This window comes from Bacillus rhizoplanae, from assembly GCF_917563915.1.
GTDB classification, from domain to species: domain Bacteria; phylum Bacillota; class Bacilli; order Bacillales; family Bacillaceae_G; genus Bacillus_A; species Bacillus_A rhizoplanae.
The window spans coordinates 196,018-213,807 of the sequence record NZ_CAKJTI010000002.1; the positions used below are offsets into that span (position 1 = coordinate 196,018).

The following is a 17,790-nucleotide window of genomic DNA, read 5'->3' on the forward strand; positions in this document are numbered from 1 at the left end:
TAGAAAAAGAGGTGAGAGGAATGAAGGTATTTCTCTTTTTGTTAATTTTAATTCCAGCGTTAGAGGTTACGGTATTGATTGGATCGAGTCAATTGATTGGGCTGTGGCCGACGTTTTGTGTGATTGTAGTAATGAGTATCATGGGAGCGTATATAGCGAAACGACAAGGAGTAGCAGTTTGGAGAGATATTCAGTATCGGTTAAGTAGAGGTGAGATTCCCGGTGATGCTGTATTAGATGCGATTTGTATTTTTGCAGGTGGTGTACTTCTGTTAATCCCGGGGTATATAACAGATTGTATAGGATTGGTTTTATTGATTCCGATAGCGAGAAAACCGGTGAAATATATGATAATCAAGTGGATGGAACGAAAAATAAACCGAAATAACACTATTATTGTGCAAAAATAACGTTTGAGAGAGGAAACTCTTCAAGCGTTATTTTTTTGTCGAAAATACAAATGAATAAATATTCATTTGTAGAAAAAGAAAGAAAAAGATTGTATTTTTATTCGTATTAGTAAATAAAAAAACAAGGAGAGATTTCTCCTTGTTTTTAGCTGAAAATTCACTTTATACCGACCGTAAGAGCTTTACCCTTTTATGAACTTCCAAAGATCTTTAAATACATTTGCTTTATGCAGTGTATTTAATAAAACGAGTGTTACGGGACCGATAATCAGTCCTAAAAAACCAAATAATTTAAATCCGATAAATAAAGAAAATAATGTTGCAAGTGGATCAAGTCCGATATTAGATGATAATACCTTTGGTTCCATTAATTGTCGTTGTACAATGACAACGATATATAAAATGAGTAAACCAAGTGCGAAAGCAGTGTCCCCTGTAAAGAATGCGTAAATAATCCATGGAACGAAAACAGTTCCTGTTCCTAAGTATGGAAGTAAATCAACAACTCCTGTAATAAGGGCGATAGTAATTGCGTATGGTACACGCAAAATTAATAGGCCGATTAGAACGATAATGGTCGTCATTGATATAAGTGTAAATTGTGCTTTTACAAATCCAAACAAAGCTTTTCGTAAATCAACAAAAATTGTTTTTCCATAGCCGTGTAACCGATTCGGTAATAATTTTTCAATTTTATGGGCAAGGCGATACCAATCAAAGCTAATAAAGAAAGTAGCTAATAAGACGAATACAAGAACAGTTAACATAGTCGGAAGAGCGCTGATGAAATTTGTTAATCCGCTTATAATGGCTGTCAAAATAGTTTTCATTTGCTGCGTTGCGTCTGCACCGAGGTTTTGAATGTTTGTTGTAATCGTATTTTGTTGTGTTGCACCAAGGTGGTTGAATTTAGCAATCAAATCGTTGTAGAGCGGCATAATGTTTGTGAGTGCAAATTCTTGCAAGTACTCAACAATAGCTGGAAACTTATCTGGAACGATTTGTAATAAGTAAGTTGTTGCAGAAATTGCTTCTGTCACAAGGTACGTAACGAGACCAACGATAGCCCCAAATACAAGGATGAGGCTAATAAATACAGACAAAGCACGAGGAAATCGTAGTTTTTGATCGAGAAAGTTTACAACTGGATTGATCATATATGCAATTGCAAAAGCGATAATAAATGGGTATACCAGACCTGCTATATATATGAGTGCGTATACTCCTAATATAGTTGCTGCAATGACAAAGAGAAGTCGAAGTGCTATGTATAGTGAATGTCGATTCAAAGGTCTTTCCCCCTTTGCAAAATATGTTGCGTATGAGCTAAAGTTGTGTAAATGTTCACTTATCAAATGATGAGATGCTTTGATGTCTCTTCTGTAAATGGTATGATATTGTATGGGTTTTTCCCTTTTTATTTTACCTTTTTCTTATAAGAAAGAAAAGGTGAGCAACTTCTTTTTGGGTGTAAGTGGAAACGATTCTCTATTTGCTGAATGAATTCCTCTTTTTATCCCGTATTAACGGACAGTAAGACCCCCCACCTTAAGATTCAGAGAAAAGCGAAGAAGATAGGTGGGGGATAACTTTTGGCATGCGCCCGATTGGTTCAACTAACCATCAGTGGGAGGTGAAAAAAACCACTGATGGAAGTTTCCCTTATTTCAGCAAAGGGACATTTTTGAGATCCCTTCATTATTTTCAGAAAGGATGAGGCATTATGATTAGTCAATCAACTTTATTTTTATTCATACTTCTTATCATTGGACTTATTGCAAAAAATCAATCTTTAACAGTAGCGGTTAGCGTTTTATTTTTGCTGAAATGGACGTTTTTAGGAGATAAAATTTTTCCTTATTTGCAAACGAAAGGAATTAACCTTGGGGTTACCATTATAACAATTGCGGTGCTTGTGCCGATTGCGACAGGAGAAATTGGATTTAAGCAACTTGTAGAGGCGACAAAATCTTATTATGCTTGGATTGCTCTTGCTTCTGGTATTGCTGTAGCACTTCTTGCGAAAGGCGGTGTACAACTTTTAGCGAGTGATCCGTACATTACGACAGCTCTTGTGTTTGGAACGATTATTTCGGTAGCACTATTTAATGGAGTAGCGGTGGGACCATTAATTGGAGCTGGAATTGCATATGCTGCGATGAGTATTATACAGCTATTTAAATAAAAAAATTTTATTGTAATATAAATTTTCGAATTCTTTCCATTCACAAAAGTCAGATAATTGTTTATAATAGATTTATGGAACTTCTTCGAGTTACATAACAGCATAGACCTACACCAAATAAAATAAAAACAACATGAAATAATTTGGTTAATATTGTTTTATGTTGTTTTTATATATCAGCTCTCCGAAATTATATTTCCTCACTATGTATCGTTTGTAGCGTGGGGGATCGGGGAGAAGCTCACGTCTATGCAAAAAAGCATGGAACGATAGATAGGTGTAAATGCAAAAGTGATTGTGCCAGGGTGTATTTTGCTTGTTTCAGAGATGAACGGGTGCTCATTCATTTTCGTGAACAGCTGAAAACACATTTTATTGAGACAAAGTATAAGGTTGGGGAGAAATTTCGAGGAAAAGGAGAGATTATAATGACTGTTATTCGAGGTTTAGAAGGGGTAGTAGCAACAACATCATCTGTAAGCTCTATTATTGATGATACATTAACTTATGTGGGTTACGATATCGATGATTTAGCTGAAAATGCTACATTTGAAGAAGTCGTATATTTATTATGGCACCGCAAGCTTCCGAATGAAATGGAATTAGAAGAATTAAAAACACAATTATCCCAGCAGGCAGAAGTGCCGGGAGAAATTTTAGAATATTTAAAAAACACAAACTTAAAAATAACACATCCAATGTCTGTTTTACGTACAGCGATTTCCATGCTATCATTATACGATGAGGACGCTGAGTTAATGGATGCAGAGTCCAATTATTTGAAAGCGGTTAAATTACAGGCGAAAGTCTCAACGCTTGTTGCGGCATTTGCAAGAATCCGCAAGGGGTTAGATGTTGTTGAGCCTCGCAAAGATTTATCATTAGCTGCAAACTTCTTATATATGTTAAATAATCGTGAGCCAAATGAAGTTGAAATTGAAGCGTTTGATAAGGCGCTTGTACTTCATGCGGATCATGAGTTAAATGCATCTACTTTTACAGCGCGCGTTTGTGTAGCTACACTTTCTGATGTGTATTCCGGTATTACAGCAGCAATTGGTGCTTTAAAAGGACCACTTCATGGCGGGGCAAATGAAAATGTAATGAAGATGCTAATGGAAATCGGTGAAGAAGAAAATGTGGAATCATATATTCATAATGCGTTTGCTAACAAAGTGAAAATTATGGGCTTTGGACATCGCGTATACCGCAATGGTGATCCGCGTGCAAAACATTTACGTGAAATGTCTAAACGTTTATGTGTGCTAACAGGACAAGATAAGTGGTATAATATGTCTATCAAAATTGAGGAGCTTGTAACTTCAGCAAAACAGCTTCCACCAAATGTAGATTTTTATTCTGCATCTGTTTATCATTGCTTAGGAATTGATCATGATTTATTTACACCAATCTTTGCAATCAGCCGTATGTCTGGTTGGTTAGCTCATATTCTAGAACAATATGAAAATAATCGTCTTATTCGTCCGCGTGCAGATTATAATGGTCCGATTAACCAACGCTATGTACCAATCGGCCAAAGAGCGTAATGCGCTTTCAAGAATCTGACTTTTTTGTAAAGATACAATGATTGGAATATTTAAACTCAATTTATGGTTTGAACTGAGGGGATATCCCTCAGTTTCATACATATGAAATTTCAAACATGGGGGTAATCGCAGTGACTACAGGAGAAAAAATTACCGTAACTAATGGCGTTATGAATGTACCGAACAACCCAATCATTCCTTTTATTGAAGGAGATGGAATTGGACCAGATATTTGGGCAGCAGCATCTCGCGTATTAGAAGCGGCTGTTGAAAAAGCATATAATGGTGAGAAGAAAATTGTTTGGAAAGAAGTGCTTGCTGGAGAAAAAGCATTCAATCAAACAGGTGAGTGGTTACCGGAAGAAACGTTGGAATTGATTCGCGAATATTTAATCGCAATTAAAGGGCCATTAACAACTCCTGTTGGTGGAGGCATTCGTTCTTTAAACGTAGCGCTTCGTCAAGAATTAGACTTATATGTATGTTTACGTCCTGTTCGCTATTTTGATGGTGTTCCTTCTCCTATCAAGCGTCCGGAAGATACTGATATGGTTATTTTCCGTGAGAATACAGAGGACATCTACGCTGGTATTGAATATGCACAAGGTTCTGAAGAAGTTCAAAAGCTTCTTGCGTTTTTACAAAATGAAATGGGCGTGAAAAAAATCCGTTTCCCAGAAACTTCTGGACTTGGGATTAAGCCAATTTCTGAAGAAGGTACAAAGCGTCTTGTTCGCGCTGCGATTCAATATGCAATTAATGAAAAACGTTCTTCTGTTACATTAGTTCATAAAGGTAACATTATGAAGTATACAGAAGGTGCATTCAAAAACTGGGGTTATGAAGTAGCAGAAAAAGAATTTGGCGACAAAGTATTTACTTGGGCTGAATATGATCGCATTGTTGAGAAAGAAGGAAAAGATGCTGCTAATAAAGCGATGTCAGACGCAGAGGCGGCTGGAAAGATCATCGTAAAAGATTCAATTGCAGATATTTTCTTACAACAAATCTTGACGCGTCCACGCGAGTTCGACGTTGTAGCAACAATGAACTTAAATGGCGATTATATTTCTGATGCACTTGCAGCACAAGTTGGCGGCATCGGTATTGCACCTGGTGCTAACATCAACTATGTTACCGGACATGCTATTTTTGAAGCGACACATGGTACAGCTCCAAAATATGCAGGTTTAGATAAAGTAAATCCATCTTCAGTTCTTCTTTCAGGGGTATTAATGTTAGAACATTTGGGATGGAATGAAGCAGCGAAATTAATTACTAATTCTGTAGAAAAAACGATTGCTTCAAAAGTGGTAACATATGACTTCGCACGCCTTATGGAAGGTGCAACTGAAGTGAAATGTTCCGAATTTGCTGATGCTCTTATTAACAATATGGACGCAGCAATTATTAAAAACTCATAATTCAAAGTGGGGGAGAAATTATGACAATCAAACGCAAAAAAGTTTCAGTCATCGGTGCAGGATTTACAGGGGCAACAACAGCATTCTTATTAGCGCAAAAAGAATTAGCAGACGTTGTATTAGTGGACATTCCGCAACTTGAAAATCCAACAAAAGGGAAAGCGTTAGATATGTTAGAAGCAAGCCCTGTACAAGGTTTCGATGCTAACATTATCGGTACATCTGATTACGTAGATACAGCTGATTCTGATGTTGTAATCATTACGGCAGGTATTGCTCGTAAGCCAGGTATGAGCCGTGATGATTTAGTGGCAACGAACTCTAAAATTATGAAAAGTGTAACGCGAGAAATTGCAAAATATTCTCCGAATACAATTATTGTTGTATTAACAAATCCAGTTGATGCAATGACATATTCTGTATTTAAAGAAGCTGGATTCCCGAAAGAGCGCGTTATCGGTCAATCGGGTGTATTAGATACAGCTCGTTTCCGTACATTTATTGCACAAGAATTAAATCTATCTGTGAAAGATATTACAGGATTTGTTCTTGGTGGACATGGTGATGATATGGTACCGCTTGTTCGTTACTCTTACGCAGGTGGCATTCCGCTTGAAACATTAATTCCGAAAGAACGCTTAGATGCAATTGTTGAACGCACTCGTAAAGGCGGCGGTGAAATTGTAAATCTATTAGGAAACGGTAGTGCATACTACGCACCAGCTGCTTCTTTAGTAGAGATGGCAGAAGCTATCTTAAAAGACCAACGCCGCGTATTGCCAGCTATTGCATATCTTGAAGGTGAATATGGCTACAACGATCTTTACCTAGGAGTTCCAGTTATCCTTGGCGGTAACGGAATTGAAAAGATTATTGAATTAGATCTTCTTCCAGAAGAAAAAGAAGGATTAGATCGTTCTGTAGAATCTGTACGCAGTGTAATGAAAGTTCTTGCATAAGAAAAGAAAGAAAAAGATTCGGGAGCCCCGAATCTTTTTCCACTATTAGAGGATTATTTTTGTAAAATAATTTGAAAGCGTTATCAAATGGATGTCCTACAATATAAAATATAGATTTGTAGTGAATGTGCTCTCATTGTTATAAAGATTCGTATAATATACCACTTCGAGTAGGATAATTTAAATATCGATCGGAGGGATTGTATCATGTTAAAAAAGAAAAGCAAATTAGGTCGTAAAATGGGTGAAATTACAGTAGGAGAAAAGTTATCCGTTACAGAGAAAATAGAAGACAAAGATTTGTTATTATATTTAGGATTAACGAATGATTCAAATCCATTATATATTCAGCATGACTATGCATCCCAAACTCCGTATGAAAAACCAATTGTACCAACTATTATGTTAACGGGGATTGTTACAACTGCGGTTACAAAATATTTGCCTGGTCCAGGAAGTCATGTTGTAAGGCAAGAACTTGAATTTATAAAGCCTGTATATCATTATGCAACGCTGCAAATTCATTTTGAAGTTGTTTCCGTTTACGAGAAAGATCATTTAATTGAAATGCAAATGTTTGCGTACAATGAGAAAGAAGAAGAAGTGATGAAAGGGTTACTAACAGTGGCGCCGCCGCATCATTTAGCAACGATATTTGAAAGAGCGCTTGATAATTTTTGATGAAAAACAGGTGATGTGATGTCACCTGTTTTTCTTATTCAGCTTAAACAGGCAATCTTATTTAGAGAAACATGAACTTTATCCACGTGGCCATAACATAATAAATACGCCAATGATGCAAACAAAGGCTCCGGTCCAATCGAATAAGTCGGGTGTTTTTTTATCAACCCACCAACCCCACAATACACTCATTACAATAAACACGCCGCCGTAAGCTGCATACACTCTTCCAAAGCTTGAGAATACTTGGAATGTAGCGATGACCCCATATAAAAATAGAATCACTCCCCCGATGATGCCGATTCCAATAGAACCGCCTTCGCGCAGCCATTTCCAAATGAGATAACCACCGCCAATTTCAGCTAAGCCCGCAAGAAAAAAGATAATAAATGCTTTTAACATAAGAGTCCTTTCTATAAAAATTTATTTTGTTGTATAAAGGTAACATAAAGTAGAGCATAAGTCAGTAGGGAGTCCTGCTCGTTAATGCGGGATAAACTCTTATTTTTCAAAGTACAATTTTATTGAGAGGGGTATTGTTTTCTAGTATGATGGAAATGTCGGGGAAGAATACTAGGGTGAAGAATGTTTAAGAGTCTATAACCTGGAGGAAAAGAATGAGCAATCGAATTTTAGTCGTAGACGATGAGGAGTTTATCTTAACTTTAATCGAATTTAACCTGCAGCAAGCAGGGTTTGAAGTCATAACGGCGATGGATGGAGAAACAGCGCTGCATAAAGCACAGACGGAACGTCCGGATCTGATTATATTAGATTTAATGCTTCCAAAAATGGATGGAATGGAAGTTTGTAAAGAACTGCGCCTGCAGCGTATTATGACACCTATTTTAATGTTAACAGCAAAAGATGATGAGTTTGATAAAGTGTTAGGTCTTGAGCTTGGAGCGGATGACTATATGACAAAGCCGTTCAGCCCAAGAGAAGTGGTTGCGCGTGTAAAGGCTATTTTGCGCCGTACGAAACTCCACGATGAACAAGTGCTGGAAGTAGAAGATGAAAATAGTATTATAATTGCTGAATTAAGAATTTTACCGGATTTTTATGAAGCATATTTCCAAGGTGAAAAGTTAGAACTTACACCAAAAGAATTTGAATTACTTGTATATTTAGCGAGACATAAAAGCCGTGTGTTAACTCGTGATCAGCTGTTAAGTGCTGTATGGAATTATGATTTTGCTGGGGATACGCGTATTGTTGATGTTCATATTAGTCACTTGCGAGATAAAATCGAAAAAAATACAAAAAAACCAACTTATATTAAAACAATCCGCGGATTAGGTTATAAATTGGAGGAGCCAAAAGGGGATGAATAAATTTCGCTCAAGGCTTCTCTTTACGTTTATTTCTCTAATTGTTCTTATTTTTGTAGGGACAGGATTATTGCTTGAAAAAGTATTGGAAGGATTTTATGTTGATCGTTTCCATGAGAGATTAGAGAAAGAAACGCAGTACGTTGCTTCTGTTGTCGAAGCGGAAGGAATTGATAATGTTCTTAAGAAACCAAATGTATTTTTGAAATTTGAAGAGCAGTTTGGTGTATATGTAACGTTTGTAAATGAACAAAAACAAATTCAATATGAGACTGTAAATCAACAGGCGGTATCACGTAAAGAAGTGATAGAAGAACTTCTTCCAGAAGCAAAAAAACAAACGCATACAGTTGTAATGAAGGAAACAAAGGATGAACACCCATATTACTATGCTATGTTTATCCAAGATGCACAGGGGAAGAAAGGGTATATCATTATTAATGCTTCTATTGAGTCCTTGAAAACTGTGCATCAAAAAACATGGGGCATAGTAATTCTTGGTTTTATCACTTCTTTATTTATTATTCTGTTTCTTGTTATGAGAATTACAGGGCAGTATATTAGACCGATTGAGTCTGTTACAAAAGTAGCTATTGAACTGGCGAAAGGAAACTATAAAGCACGTGCTTATGAAAGTCATTCAGATGAGACGGGAATGCTCAGCAAGGCAATCAACATTTTAGCGCGTAATTTACAAGAGATGACGTTAGAGCAAGAAATGCAGCAAGATCGGCTGCATACACTCATTGAAAATATGGGAAGCGGTATGATTTTAATTGATAGCCGCGGTCATGTTAGTCTTGTCAATCGTTCTTATAAAGAGATTTTTCATGTAACAGATGAAGAGTATTTACACCGTTTATATTATGAAGCATTTACGCACAAAGAAATTGTCGAACTTGTGGAAGAAATTTTTATGACAGAGGTCAAAGTACGGAAGCAAATGTTGTTGCCCCTTGAAATTGAAAGAAAACACTTTGAAGTGTATGGTGCTCCAATTATTGGAACAAACCATGAATGGAAAGGGATTGTACTTGTCTTTCATGATATTACGGAGCTTAAGAAACTTGAGCAAATGCGTAAAGATTTCTTGGCAAATGTGTCACATGAACTGAAAACGCCCATTACTTCTATTAAAGGATTTTCAGAAACATTGCTTGATGGAGCAATGGAAAATCAGCAATTTCTTGAGCATTTCTTACATATTATTTTGAAAGAAAGCGACCGAATGCAAATGTTAATTGAAGACTTACTAGATTTATCGAAAATTGAACAACAAGGATTTCGATTAAATATGGGAGTTGTCGACTTAAAAGGGTTATTAGAAGAAGTCGGTATCATATTAGAAAATAAAGCAAATGATAAAGACATTCGTTTACAGGTCGATGTAAATGAGCATATCTCTGTTGTAGGAGATGCAGAACGATTGAAACAAGTCTTTATTAATTTAATGAATAACGCAATTTTATATACGCCAGCAGGCGGGACTGTTTCTGTTAGGCTTTCGTATGATAGTCAAAACGTATATATAAAGGTATCTGATACCGGGATTGGAATAGAAAAAGAAGAAATCCCTCGTATTTTTGAGCGTTTTTATCGCGTTGATAAAGCGCGCAGTCGTAATACAGGTGGCACGGGACTTGGATTGTCTATTGTGAAACATTTAGTTGAAGCGCATCATGGGATGATTACTGTAGAAAGTGCAATTGGGGTTGGAACGACTTTTACTGTTACCCTTCAAAAGTACAGTAAGTAGATATTTACATTATATTAACAATAGCTTCACTTTATATTAATAAAGGTCTGTTAATATAATACATGAAAACCCCTTCATCCAAGGAGTAGTTTTGGACGAGAATAAGGAGACTTATTCTCGTCACTTCCCTTTTTTTTATGATATTTCTTCTTTTGAAATGTATTCATACGTGCTATGTTATACCGATATATATGCTGTTGTATTTCAAGAGTAAGAAAGAATTCCACCTATATGATGCTGAATATAATATATGAAGAAAGCCGTTGTTTTTCTTCTCTCTTCTAGTCGTGGTAATATAGAGAGAAGAAAAACAACGGTTTTTTCTATGTATTGAGAAATCGTTTTAATTTTTTACGGGGAGGTTTTTCAAATTGGAAAAGAAGGTCGTTTTAGTTGATGGAAATAATATTGCATATCGCGCTTTCTTTGCGTTGCCGCTTTTAAACAACGACAAAGGTATACATACAAATGCCATTTATGGTTTTACGATGATGTTAATGAGAATTTTAGAAGAAGAAAAGCCAACGCATATGCTCGTTGCATTTGATGCGGGGAAAACAACGTTTCGTCATAAAACATTTAGTGAGTATAAGGGTGGCCGTCAAAAAACACCGCCAGAACTATCAGAGCAATTTCCATTCATTCGTGAAATGTTAGATGCATTTCATGTGCCTCGTTACGAATTAGAGAACTACGAAGCAGATGACATTATGGGCACATTGGCAAAAGAGGCGAGTGAGCAAGGAGTTTCAGTAAAAGTTATTTCCGGAGATAAAGATTTGCTTCAGCTCGTTTCGGACAATACCCGTGTTTGTATTCCGCGTAAAGGAATTACAGAAGTGGACGAGTATACAAAAGAAACGTTATTTGAAAAATATAGTTTATCTCCAAAGCAAATTATTGATATGAAAGGGCTGATGGGAGATCAATCAGATAATATCCCAGGTGTCCCAGGTGTCGGTGAGAAGACGGCAATTAAATTGTTAACACAATTTGAAACAGTAGAAGCTGTATATGAAAACTTAGACAAAGTGAGCGGTAAGAAGTTAAAAGAAAAGCTTGAAGAAAATAAAGAGCAAGCATTGATGAGTAAAGAGCTAGCAACAATTATTACCGATGCACCAATTACGATTCAATTAGATGATATTGCTTATAACGGATATGACGATAGCGATATTATTCCAATGTTTGAGAACCTAGGGTTTCATTCTCTCCTAACTAAGTTAGGAGCACCCATTTCAGAAACACCTGCAGCTGAGCTAGATGATATCTCATTTGAAATCGTAGAAGAAATAACGGAAGAAATGTTGCAGCAAGATAGCGCGCTTATTGTAGAAGTGCAAGAAGACAATTATCACGGAGCAAATATTCAAGGATTTGGTATTCAAAATGAAAATGGATGTTACTTTGTTCCGACTGATATCGCTCTTCAATCACAATCGTTTACGAATTGGTTAGCGAATCCAGAGATGAAGAAGTATTCATTTGACGCTAAGCGTGCAATTGTTGCGTTAAAATGGAAAGGCTATGAAATAAAGGGAATTGATTTTGATTTATTAATTGCAGCTTACTTACTTGATCCAGCAGAAACGGATAAAGATTTTCGTGCCGTTGCGAAAATGAAAGAAACGCATGCTGTGCAATCAGATGAAGAGGTATACGGAAAAGGTGCAAAACGAGCTGTACCAGAGCAGACAGTTGTAGCAGAACACGTAGCGCGAAAAGTGCATGTGTTATACGATGTACAGCAATCATTTGCTGAAGAACTGAAAAAGAATGAGCAGTATGAATTATTTACAGAGCTGGAAATGCCGCTTTGCCGCGTATTAGCTGAAATGGAATGTAAAGGTGTTGCAGTTGATACAAATCGTCTCCGCAATATGGGGGATGAATTGGCTGCGCAGCTTAAGAAAATGGAAGAAGAAATTTACGAGCTTGCAGGAACGGAATTCAATATTAATTCACCGAAACAACTTGGTGTGATCTTGTTTGAAAACTTAAACTTACCGGTTATAAAAAAGACAAAAACAGGTTATTCTACATCGGCTGATGTGCTTGAAAAATTAATGGAGCATCATGAAATTATTCCGAAAATCTTACACTATCGTCAGCTGGGAAAATTAAATTCTACGTATATTGAAGGTTTGCTGAAAGTTGTTTATACAGATTCGTCTAAAATTCATACACGTTTTAATCAGGTATTAACACAAACGGGGCGTTTAAGTTCAACAGATCCAAACTTACAAAACATTCCGATTCGTTTAGAAGAAGGAAGAAAAATACGTCAAGCGTTTATTCCATCAGAAAAAGATTGGATCATGTTTGCTGCGGATTATTCTCAAATTGAATTACGTGTATTAGCCCATATTTCAAAAGATAATGGCTTGATTGAAGCATTCCAACATGATATGGATATTCATACAAAAACAGCGATGGATGTATTTGGAGTTGAAAAAGAGGGCGTAACCTCTAATATGAGACGACAAGCGAAAGCTGTGAACTTCGGAATTGTATACGGAATTAGTGATTATGGTTTATCTCAAAACCTTGGCATTACAAGAAAAGCAGCAGCTGATTTCATTCAAAAGTATTTTGAAAGTTTTCCAGGAGTAAAGGAATATATGGATGATATTGTGCAAGAGGCGAAGCAAAAAGGCTATGTATCTACATTGCTGAATCGCCGCCGTTACATCCCAGAAATTACGAGCCGCAATTTTAATCTGCGCGGCTTTGCAGAGCGCACGGCAATGAATACACCTATTCAAGGAAGTGCTGCCGATATTATTAAAAAAGCAATGATTATTATGGCGGATCGACTAGAAGAAGAAGGATTACAAGCTCGTCTTCTTCTGCAAGTGCACGATGAACTTATTTTTGAAGTGCCTCAAGAGGAAGTAGAAAAGCTAGAGAAACTTGTACCTGAAGTAATGGAGCACGCGATTGAGCTTTCTGTTCCATTAAAGGTTGATTATTCGTACGGTCCAACATGGTACGATGCAAAATGAGGAAGTGATAGTATGCCAGAATTACCAGAGGTTGAAAATGTAAGGCGAACGTTAGAGAAACTCGTCAGAGGAAAGACGATTGAAGAAGTTATTGTAACATACCCAAATTTAGTGAAAGAACCAGATGACGCCGAACTTTTCAAAGAGATGCTGCGCGGAGAAATGATTGAAGAAGTCGGACGTCGCGGTAAGTTTCTTCTCATATATGTAACCCGTTACGTCATTGTTTCTCATTTGCGAATGGAAGGGAAATATATGCTGCACGAAGCAGATGATCCGGTTGATAAACATACACATGTCCGTTTTCGTTTTACAGACGGTACGGAACTTCGTTATAAAGATGTACGTAAATTCGGTACGATGCATCTTTTCGAAAAAGGATCGGAGCTTACAGTCATGCCGCTTGCAGATTTAGGGCCAGAGCCTTTTTCGGGTGAATTAACACCAGCGTATTTACGAGAAAGAATGCAAAAAACCGCTCGTAAAGTAAAAGTTGTTTTGTTAGATCAACGCATTGTAGTTGGTCTTGGCAATATATATGTAGATGAAGTATTATTCCGTTCACGTATTCATCCAGAGCGAGAAGCGTCTTCTTTAACGAATGAGGAATTTGAAACGTTGTATAAAGAAATTGTTGCAACATTAACAGAAGCGGTAGAGCGTGGTGGAAGTACAATTCGTACGTATGTGAATTCGCAAGGACAAATTGGTTCATTTCAAGAACGACTTTACGTATATGGAAGAAAAGGTGAACCATGTGTAACATGCGGCACTGCGCTTGAAAAAACAGTTGTTGGCGGACGCGGTACACATTATTGCCCTGTTTGTCAGTTGAAAAGTTAAACAAACAAAACATCAGGAAAAATATTTATTGATGACAGCATCATTTTATTTTTTGTAATAACATCGGATAGGCTTCTGTCATATATATACAACAAAGCTATGTATAGGGAAGGAGCTTATCGATGTATCATTATTTCTCTCTTATTTTATTAGCTTTTACGCTAAGTTTAGATAGCTGCAGTGTGGGGCTTACATATGGGCTCCGCAACGTCCGAATTCCATTGAAATCTATTATTGTAATCGGGATTTGTTCAGCTGTTGTGATGATATTATCAATGGGAATCGGGCATATGATTGCACAAGTTTTTTCGCCGGTGCTTGCGACAAGAATTGGAGGATTGGTTCTCGTAGCAATCGGTGCGTGGGTGTTGTATCAATTTTTCCAAAGTAATAAAAAAGAGGAAGCACCGCAAGAAGAAAAAGTATGGAACTTAGAAATTGCTTCTCTCGGCCTTGTCATTCAAATTTTGCGAAAACCGACTGTTGCTGATTTTGATAAATCTGGGACAATTTCGGGGGTGGAAGCACTTCTTCTTGGTATGGCGCTTTCATTAGATTCGTTTGGAGCGGGTATTGGGGCGTCTTTACTTGGATATTCCCCATTTACGATGGCGGGATTAGTTGCGGTAATGAGTTCGTTATTTTTATTTATTGGAATGAAAGCGGGAACGATATTATCAAATATGCGATGGCTACAAAAGCTTACGTTTTTGCCGGGTATATTACTTATTATTATTGGAATTTGGAAAATGTAAGAGGAGACGTGAACCGATGTTTCACGTCTCTATTTTTAAAGGATACGAATTTATCCCGCTATTCGCGGGCAGTAAGCCCCCCACCGCAAGATGCAGAGAGAAGCGAGGAAGCTAGGTGGGGGATAACTGCTGGCATGTGCCCGATTGGACGGGCTCTCCAGCAGTGGGAGATGAAGAGAACCCCACTGCTGGAAGTTTCACTTTATAAAAGTTGAAGATGTTTAGCTTCAGCGCTTGTTTTGCTAAACAGGATGCTTAAGCTTTTCTTAAGGGGGAATTTTGATGACAGTTGTAATTGGATTAACAGGCGGCATTGCAAGTGGAAAAAGTACAGTATCACAAATGTTTCAAGGTTTTCATGTTCCAGTTATTGATGCAGATATTATTGCGAGGGAAGTTGTAGAACCAGGGAAGGAAGCATATAACGAAATTGTAACAGCATTTGGGAAAGAAGTGCTGGGGGAAAACGGAGAATTAGATCGTCCGAAGCTTGGTAGCATCGTATTTCATAATGAAGAAAAACGTTTGCTATTAAACGGCATTGTTCACCCTGCTGTACGAAAAGAAATGAATGCACAAAAGGATATGTACATAAGAGAAAAAGCGCAAGCGGTTGTGCTCGATATTCCACTTTTATTTGAGAGTAAATTAACAGGTCTAGTAGATAAAATTTTGCTCGTTTATGTTGATAGCGAGACGCAGCTTACAAGATTAATGGAGCGCAACAATTTTAAAGAAGAAGAGGCAAAGGCCCGTATTGCTTCGCAAATGCCGCTAGAAGATAAAATCACATTAGCGGATGAAGTGATTAATAATAATGGCACAATGGAAGAGACGAAAGCCCAATTAAGTCGCATTTTAAAAGAATGGAACATTATTAAATAAAAAAATTTAAAAATGATGAAATTGTTTAGTGACATATCTTCTTTTTGTGTTATACTATTATTGGGATTGGAGATAAATAGTATAACGCAATCAAGGGGGATAACATATTATGATTCGTGTGGCAATTAATGGTTTTGGACGTATTGGGAGAATGGTGTTTCGCCAAGCTATAAAAGAAAGCGCATTCGAAATTGTAGCGATTAATGCGAGCTACCCATCTGAAACGTTAGCACATTTAATTAAATATGATACAGTTCACGGTAAATTTGATGGTACAGTAGAAGCGTTTGAAGATCATTTATTAGTAGATGGCAAAATGATTCGCCTTTTAAACAACCGCGATCCAAGAGAATTGCCTTGGAAAGAAATGGGAGTAGACGTTGTAATTGAAGCAACGGGTAAGTTTAACTCCAAGGAAGGCGCAAGTCTTCACGTAGAAGCTGGTGCGAAAAATGTTATTTTAACTGCACCAGGAAAAAATGAAGATGTAACAGTTGTTGTTGGTGTAAACGATGAACAACTTGATATTACAAAACATATCGTTATTTCAAATGCATCTTGTACAACAAACTGTTTAGCACCTGTTGTAAAGGTGTTAGATGAGCAGTTTGGAATTGAAAACGGTTTAATGACAACAGTTCATGCTTATACAAATGATCAAAAAAATATTGATAATCCACATAAAGATTTACGCAGAGCGCGTGCATGTGGTCAATCTATCATTCCAACAACGACAGGTGCTGCGAAAGCGTTAGCAAAAGTTCTTCCACATCTAAACGGAAAACTTCATGGTATGGCACTTCGCGTTCCAACACCAAATGTGTCTCTTGTTGACTTAGTTGTGGATGTAAAGCGCGATGTAACAGTGGAAGAAATTAATGAAGCGTTCATGACAGCAGCTAACGGTGCGTTAAAAGGAATTGTAGCATTTAGTGATGAGCCTCTTGTTTCTATAGATTTTAATACAAATACACATTCCGCAATCGTTGATGGTTTATCTACAATGGTAATGGGTGAGCGCAAAGTGAAAGTACTTGCTTGGTACGATAACGAATGGGGTTATTCTCGTCGTGTTGTAGATCTTGTAAAGCTTGTTGTAGATCAATTTGCGAAACAAGAAAACGTACAACATATTTAATAGATGAGAAAAGGGCAAGCGTTAGCTAGCCTTTTTCTTTTTTTTTATGAAAGGAAAAGAATACATATGCTTTTTCTTTGTAAATCGCCTAAAAGAGCTATAATTACTGTGATTTGGAATCTTTTCTTTTTTTTTCAGAGAAAAGTAAAAGAGAAAGTGTCATCGAAAAAATAAAAAACTGTTGTTGCAAAATGAAAATAAACAAAGTATACTAACATTCGTAAACTTAAGAGCTGAGGTGGTAGTCACTACTTAAAGGGTTAGGACCTCTCTGGACTAACTTTCCCCCGTGGTAGTGGAGCAAACCAAATTGCAAATTAGTTTTCAATTCGAACAGTTAGATTAAATTTACAAGGGGGAACTGTAGAATGGATACTATGGATACTATGGGTCGTCACGTAATCGCGGAACTTTGGGATTGCGATTTCGACAAACTTAATGATATGCCTTATATTGAAAAATTATTTGTGGATGCAGCACTTCGAGCAGGCGCTGAAGTACGTGAGGTTGCTTTCCATAAATTTGCACCACAAGGTGTAAGTGGGGTTGTAATTATTTCTGAATCTCACTTAACAATCCACAGCTTTCCAGAACATGGTTATGCAAGTATTGATGTATATACTTGCGGTGATCGCATTGATCCGAATGTTGCTGCAGAGTACATCGCTGAAGGTTTGAGCGCAAAAACGAGAGAGAGCATTGAACTTCCTCGTGGTACAGGTAGCTTCGAAATTAAACAAAGAGAGACAAAAGCTCTTTAAAAAAGAAGATAAGTGATTTAAAATGTAAAGAGGTGTATAATACACCTCTTTTTAATTTATCCGCTATTCGGGGATAGTAAGACCCACACTGATGGGAGTTTCACTTTATA

General features: G+C 37.1%; 16 protein-coding genes. 14 read left to right on the plus strand and 2 right to left on the minus strand.

Going from position 1 to position 17,790, the window contains the following annotated elements; translation table 11 throughout:
• Positions 1 to 20 precede the first annotated feature (20 nt).
• Positions 21 to 410, plus strand: a complete 390-nt coding sequence (locus LRP84_RS03085; RefSeq protein WP_230573738.1) for an FxsA family protein — start codon at positions 21 to 23, stop codon at positions 408 to 410.
• A 182-nt stretch (positions 411 to 592) separates the two neighbouring features.
• On the opposite strand, the gene ytvI is transcribed toward LRP84_RS03085, so the two are convergent.
• Entirely contained in the window at positions 593 to 1,699 is a 1,107-nt protein-coding gene (ytvI, locus tag LRP84_RS03090; protein ID WP_230573739.1) for a sporulation integral membrane protein YtvI, read from the minus strand.
• Between the two features lie 434 nt (positions 1,700 to 2,133).
• Between ytvI and LRP84_RS03095 the strand changes: the two genes are divergently transcribed.
• The 5 genes from LRP84_RS03095 to LRP84_RS03115 all read left to right on the plus strand — a co-directional run bounded on the left by LRP84_RS03095 (position 2,134) and on the right by LRP84_RS03115 (position 7,206).
• Positions 2,134 to 2,595 (plus strand): DUF441 domain-containing protein, encoded by a 462-nt coding sequence (locus LRP84_RS03095; protein ID WP_230573740.1) that lies wholly within the window; start codon positions 2,134 to 2,136, stop codon positions 2,593 to 2,595.
• A 428-nt stretch (positions 2,596 to 3,023) separates the two neighbouring features.
• Positions 3,024 to 4,142 (plus strand): citrate synthase, encoded by a 1,119-nt coding sequence (citZ, locus tag LRP84_RS03100; RefSeq protein ID WP_230573741.1) that lies wholly within the window; start codon positions 3,024 to 3,026, stop codon positions 4,140 to 4,142.
• Between the two features lie 131 nt (positions 4,143 to 4,273).
• Positions 4,274 to 5,566, plus strand: a complete 1,293-nt coding sequence (icd, locus tag LRP84_RS03105; protein WP_230573742.1) for an NADP-dependent isocitrate dehydrogenase — start codon at positions 4,274 to 4,276, stop codon at positions 5,564 to 5,566.
• A gap of 20 nt (positions 5,567 to 5,586) precedes the next feature.
• Positions 5,587 to 6,525, plus strand: coding sequence for a malate dehydrogenase (gene mdh / locus LRP84_RS03110; protein ID WP_230573743.1), 939 nt, complete (start codon positions 5,587 to 5,589; stop codon positions 6,523 to 6,525).
• A 207-nt stretch (positions 6,526 to 6,732) separates the two neighbouring features.
• On the plus strand, positions 6,733 to 7,206 hold the full coding sequence (locus LRP84_RS03115) for a MaoC family dehydratase (RefSeq protein WP_230573744.1): 474 nt from the start codon (positions 6,733 to 6,735) through the stop codon (positions 7,204 to 7,206).
• A gap of 78 nt (positions 7,207 to 7,284) precedes the next feature.
• On the opposite strand, the gene LRP84_RS03120 is transcribed toward LRP84_RS03115, so the two are convergent.
• Complete coding sequence (locus LRP84_RS03120) at positions 7,285 to 7,608, minus strand: YnfA family protein (RefSeq protein WP_098305327.1); 324 nt, start codon at positions 7,606 to 7,608, stop codon at positions 7,285 to 7,287.
• 215 nt (positions 7,609 to 7,823) lie between these two features.
• Between LRP84_RS03120 and LRP84_RS03125 the strand changes: the two genes are divergently transcribed.
• The 8 genes from LRP84_RS03125 to speD all read left to right on the plus strand — a co-directional run bounded on the left by LRP84_RS03125 (position 7,824) and on the right by speD (position 17,680).
• Positions 7,824 to 8,540, plus strand: a complete 717-nt coding sequence (locus tag LRP84_RS03125; RefSeq protein WP_230573745.1) for a response regulator transcription factor — start codon at positions 7,824 to 7,826, stop codon at positions 8,538 to 8,540.
• Positions 8,533 to 10,293 carry a two-component system histidine kinase PnpS gene (gene pnpS / locus LRP84_RS03130; protein WP_230573746.1) on the plus strand — a complete coding sequence of 587 codons (1,761 nt, stop codon included), beginning with the start codon at positions 8,533 to 8,535 and terminating at the stop codon, positions 10,291 to 10,293. Before LRP84_RS03125 ends, pnpS begins: the two co-directional genes overlap by 8 nt.
• 371 nt (positions 10,294 to 10,664) lie before the next feature.
• Positions 10,665 to 13,298 (plus strand): DNA polymerase I, encoded by a 2,634-nt coding sequence (gene polA, locus LRP84_RS03135; RefSeq protein ID WP_230573747.1) that lies wholly within the window; start codon positions 10,665 to 10,667, stop codon positions 13,296 to 13,298.
• Between the two features lie 12 nt (positions 13,299 to 13,310).
• The gene (gene mutM / locus LRP84_RS03140; RefSeq protein ID WP_230573748.1) at positions 13,311 to 14,141 is read left to right on the plus strand and encodes a DNA-formamidopyrimidine glycosylase; all 831 of its coding nucleotides are present in this window, start codon (positions 13,311 to 13,313) and stop codon (positions 14,139 to 14,141) included.
• Between the two features lie 122 nt (positions 14,142 to 14,263).
• On the plus strand, positions 14,264 to 14,896 hold the full coding sequence (ytaF, locus tag LRP84_RS03145) for a sporulation membrane protein YtaF (RefSeq protein WP_230573749.1): 633 nt from the start codon (positions 14,264 to 14,266) through the stop codon (positions 14,894 to 14,896).
• A gap of 282 nt (positions 14,897 to 15,178) precedes the next feature.
• Positions 15,179 to 15,781 carry a dephospho-CoA kinase gene (gene coaE / locus LRP84_RS03150; protein ID WP_230573750.1) on the plus strand — a complete coding sequence of 201 codons (603 nt, stop codon included), beginning with the start codon at positions 15,179 to 15,181 and terminating at the stop codon, positions 15,779 to 15,781.
• A gap of 109 nt (positions 15,782 to 15,890) precedes the next feature.
• On the plus strand, positions 15,891 to 16,919 hold the full coding sequence (locus tag LRP84_RS03155) for a glyceraldehyde-3-phosphate dehydrogenase (RefSeq protein WP_098305311.1): 1,029 nt from the start codon (positions 15,891 to 15,893) through the stop codon (positions 16,917 to 16,919).
• Between the two features lie 377 nt (positions 16,920 to 17,296).
• Complete coding sequence (speD, locus tag LRP84_RS03160; RefSeq protein ID WP_176524508.1) at positions 17,297 to 17,680, plus strand: adenosylmethionine decarboxylase; 384 nt, start codon at positions 17,297 to 17,299, stop codon at positions 17,678 to 17,680.
• Positions 17,681 to 17,790 lie beyond the last annotated feature (110 nt).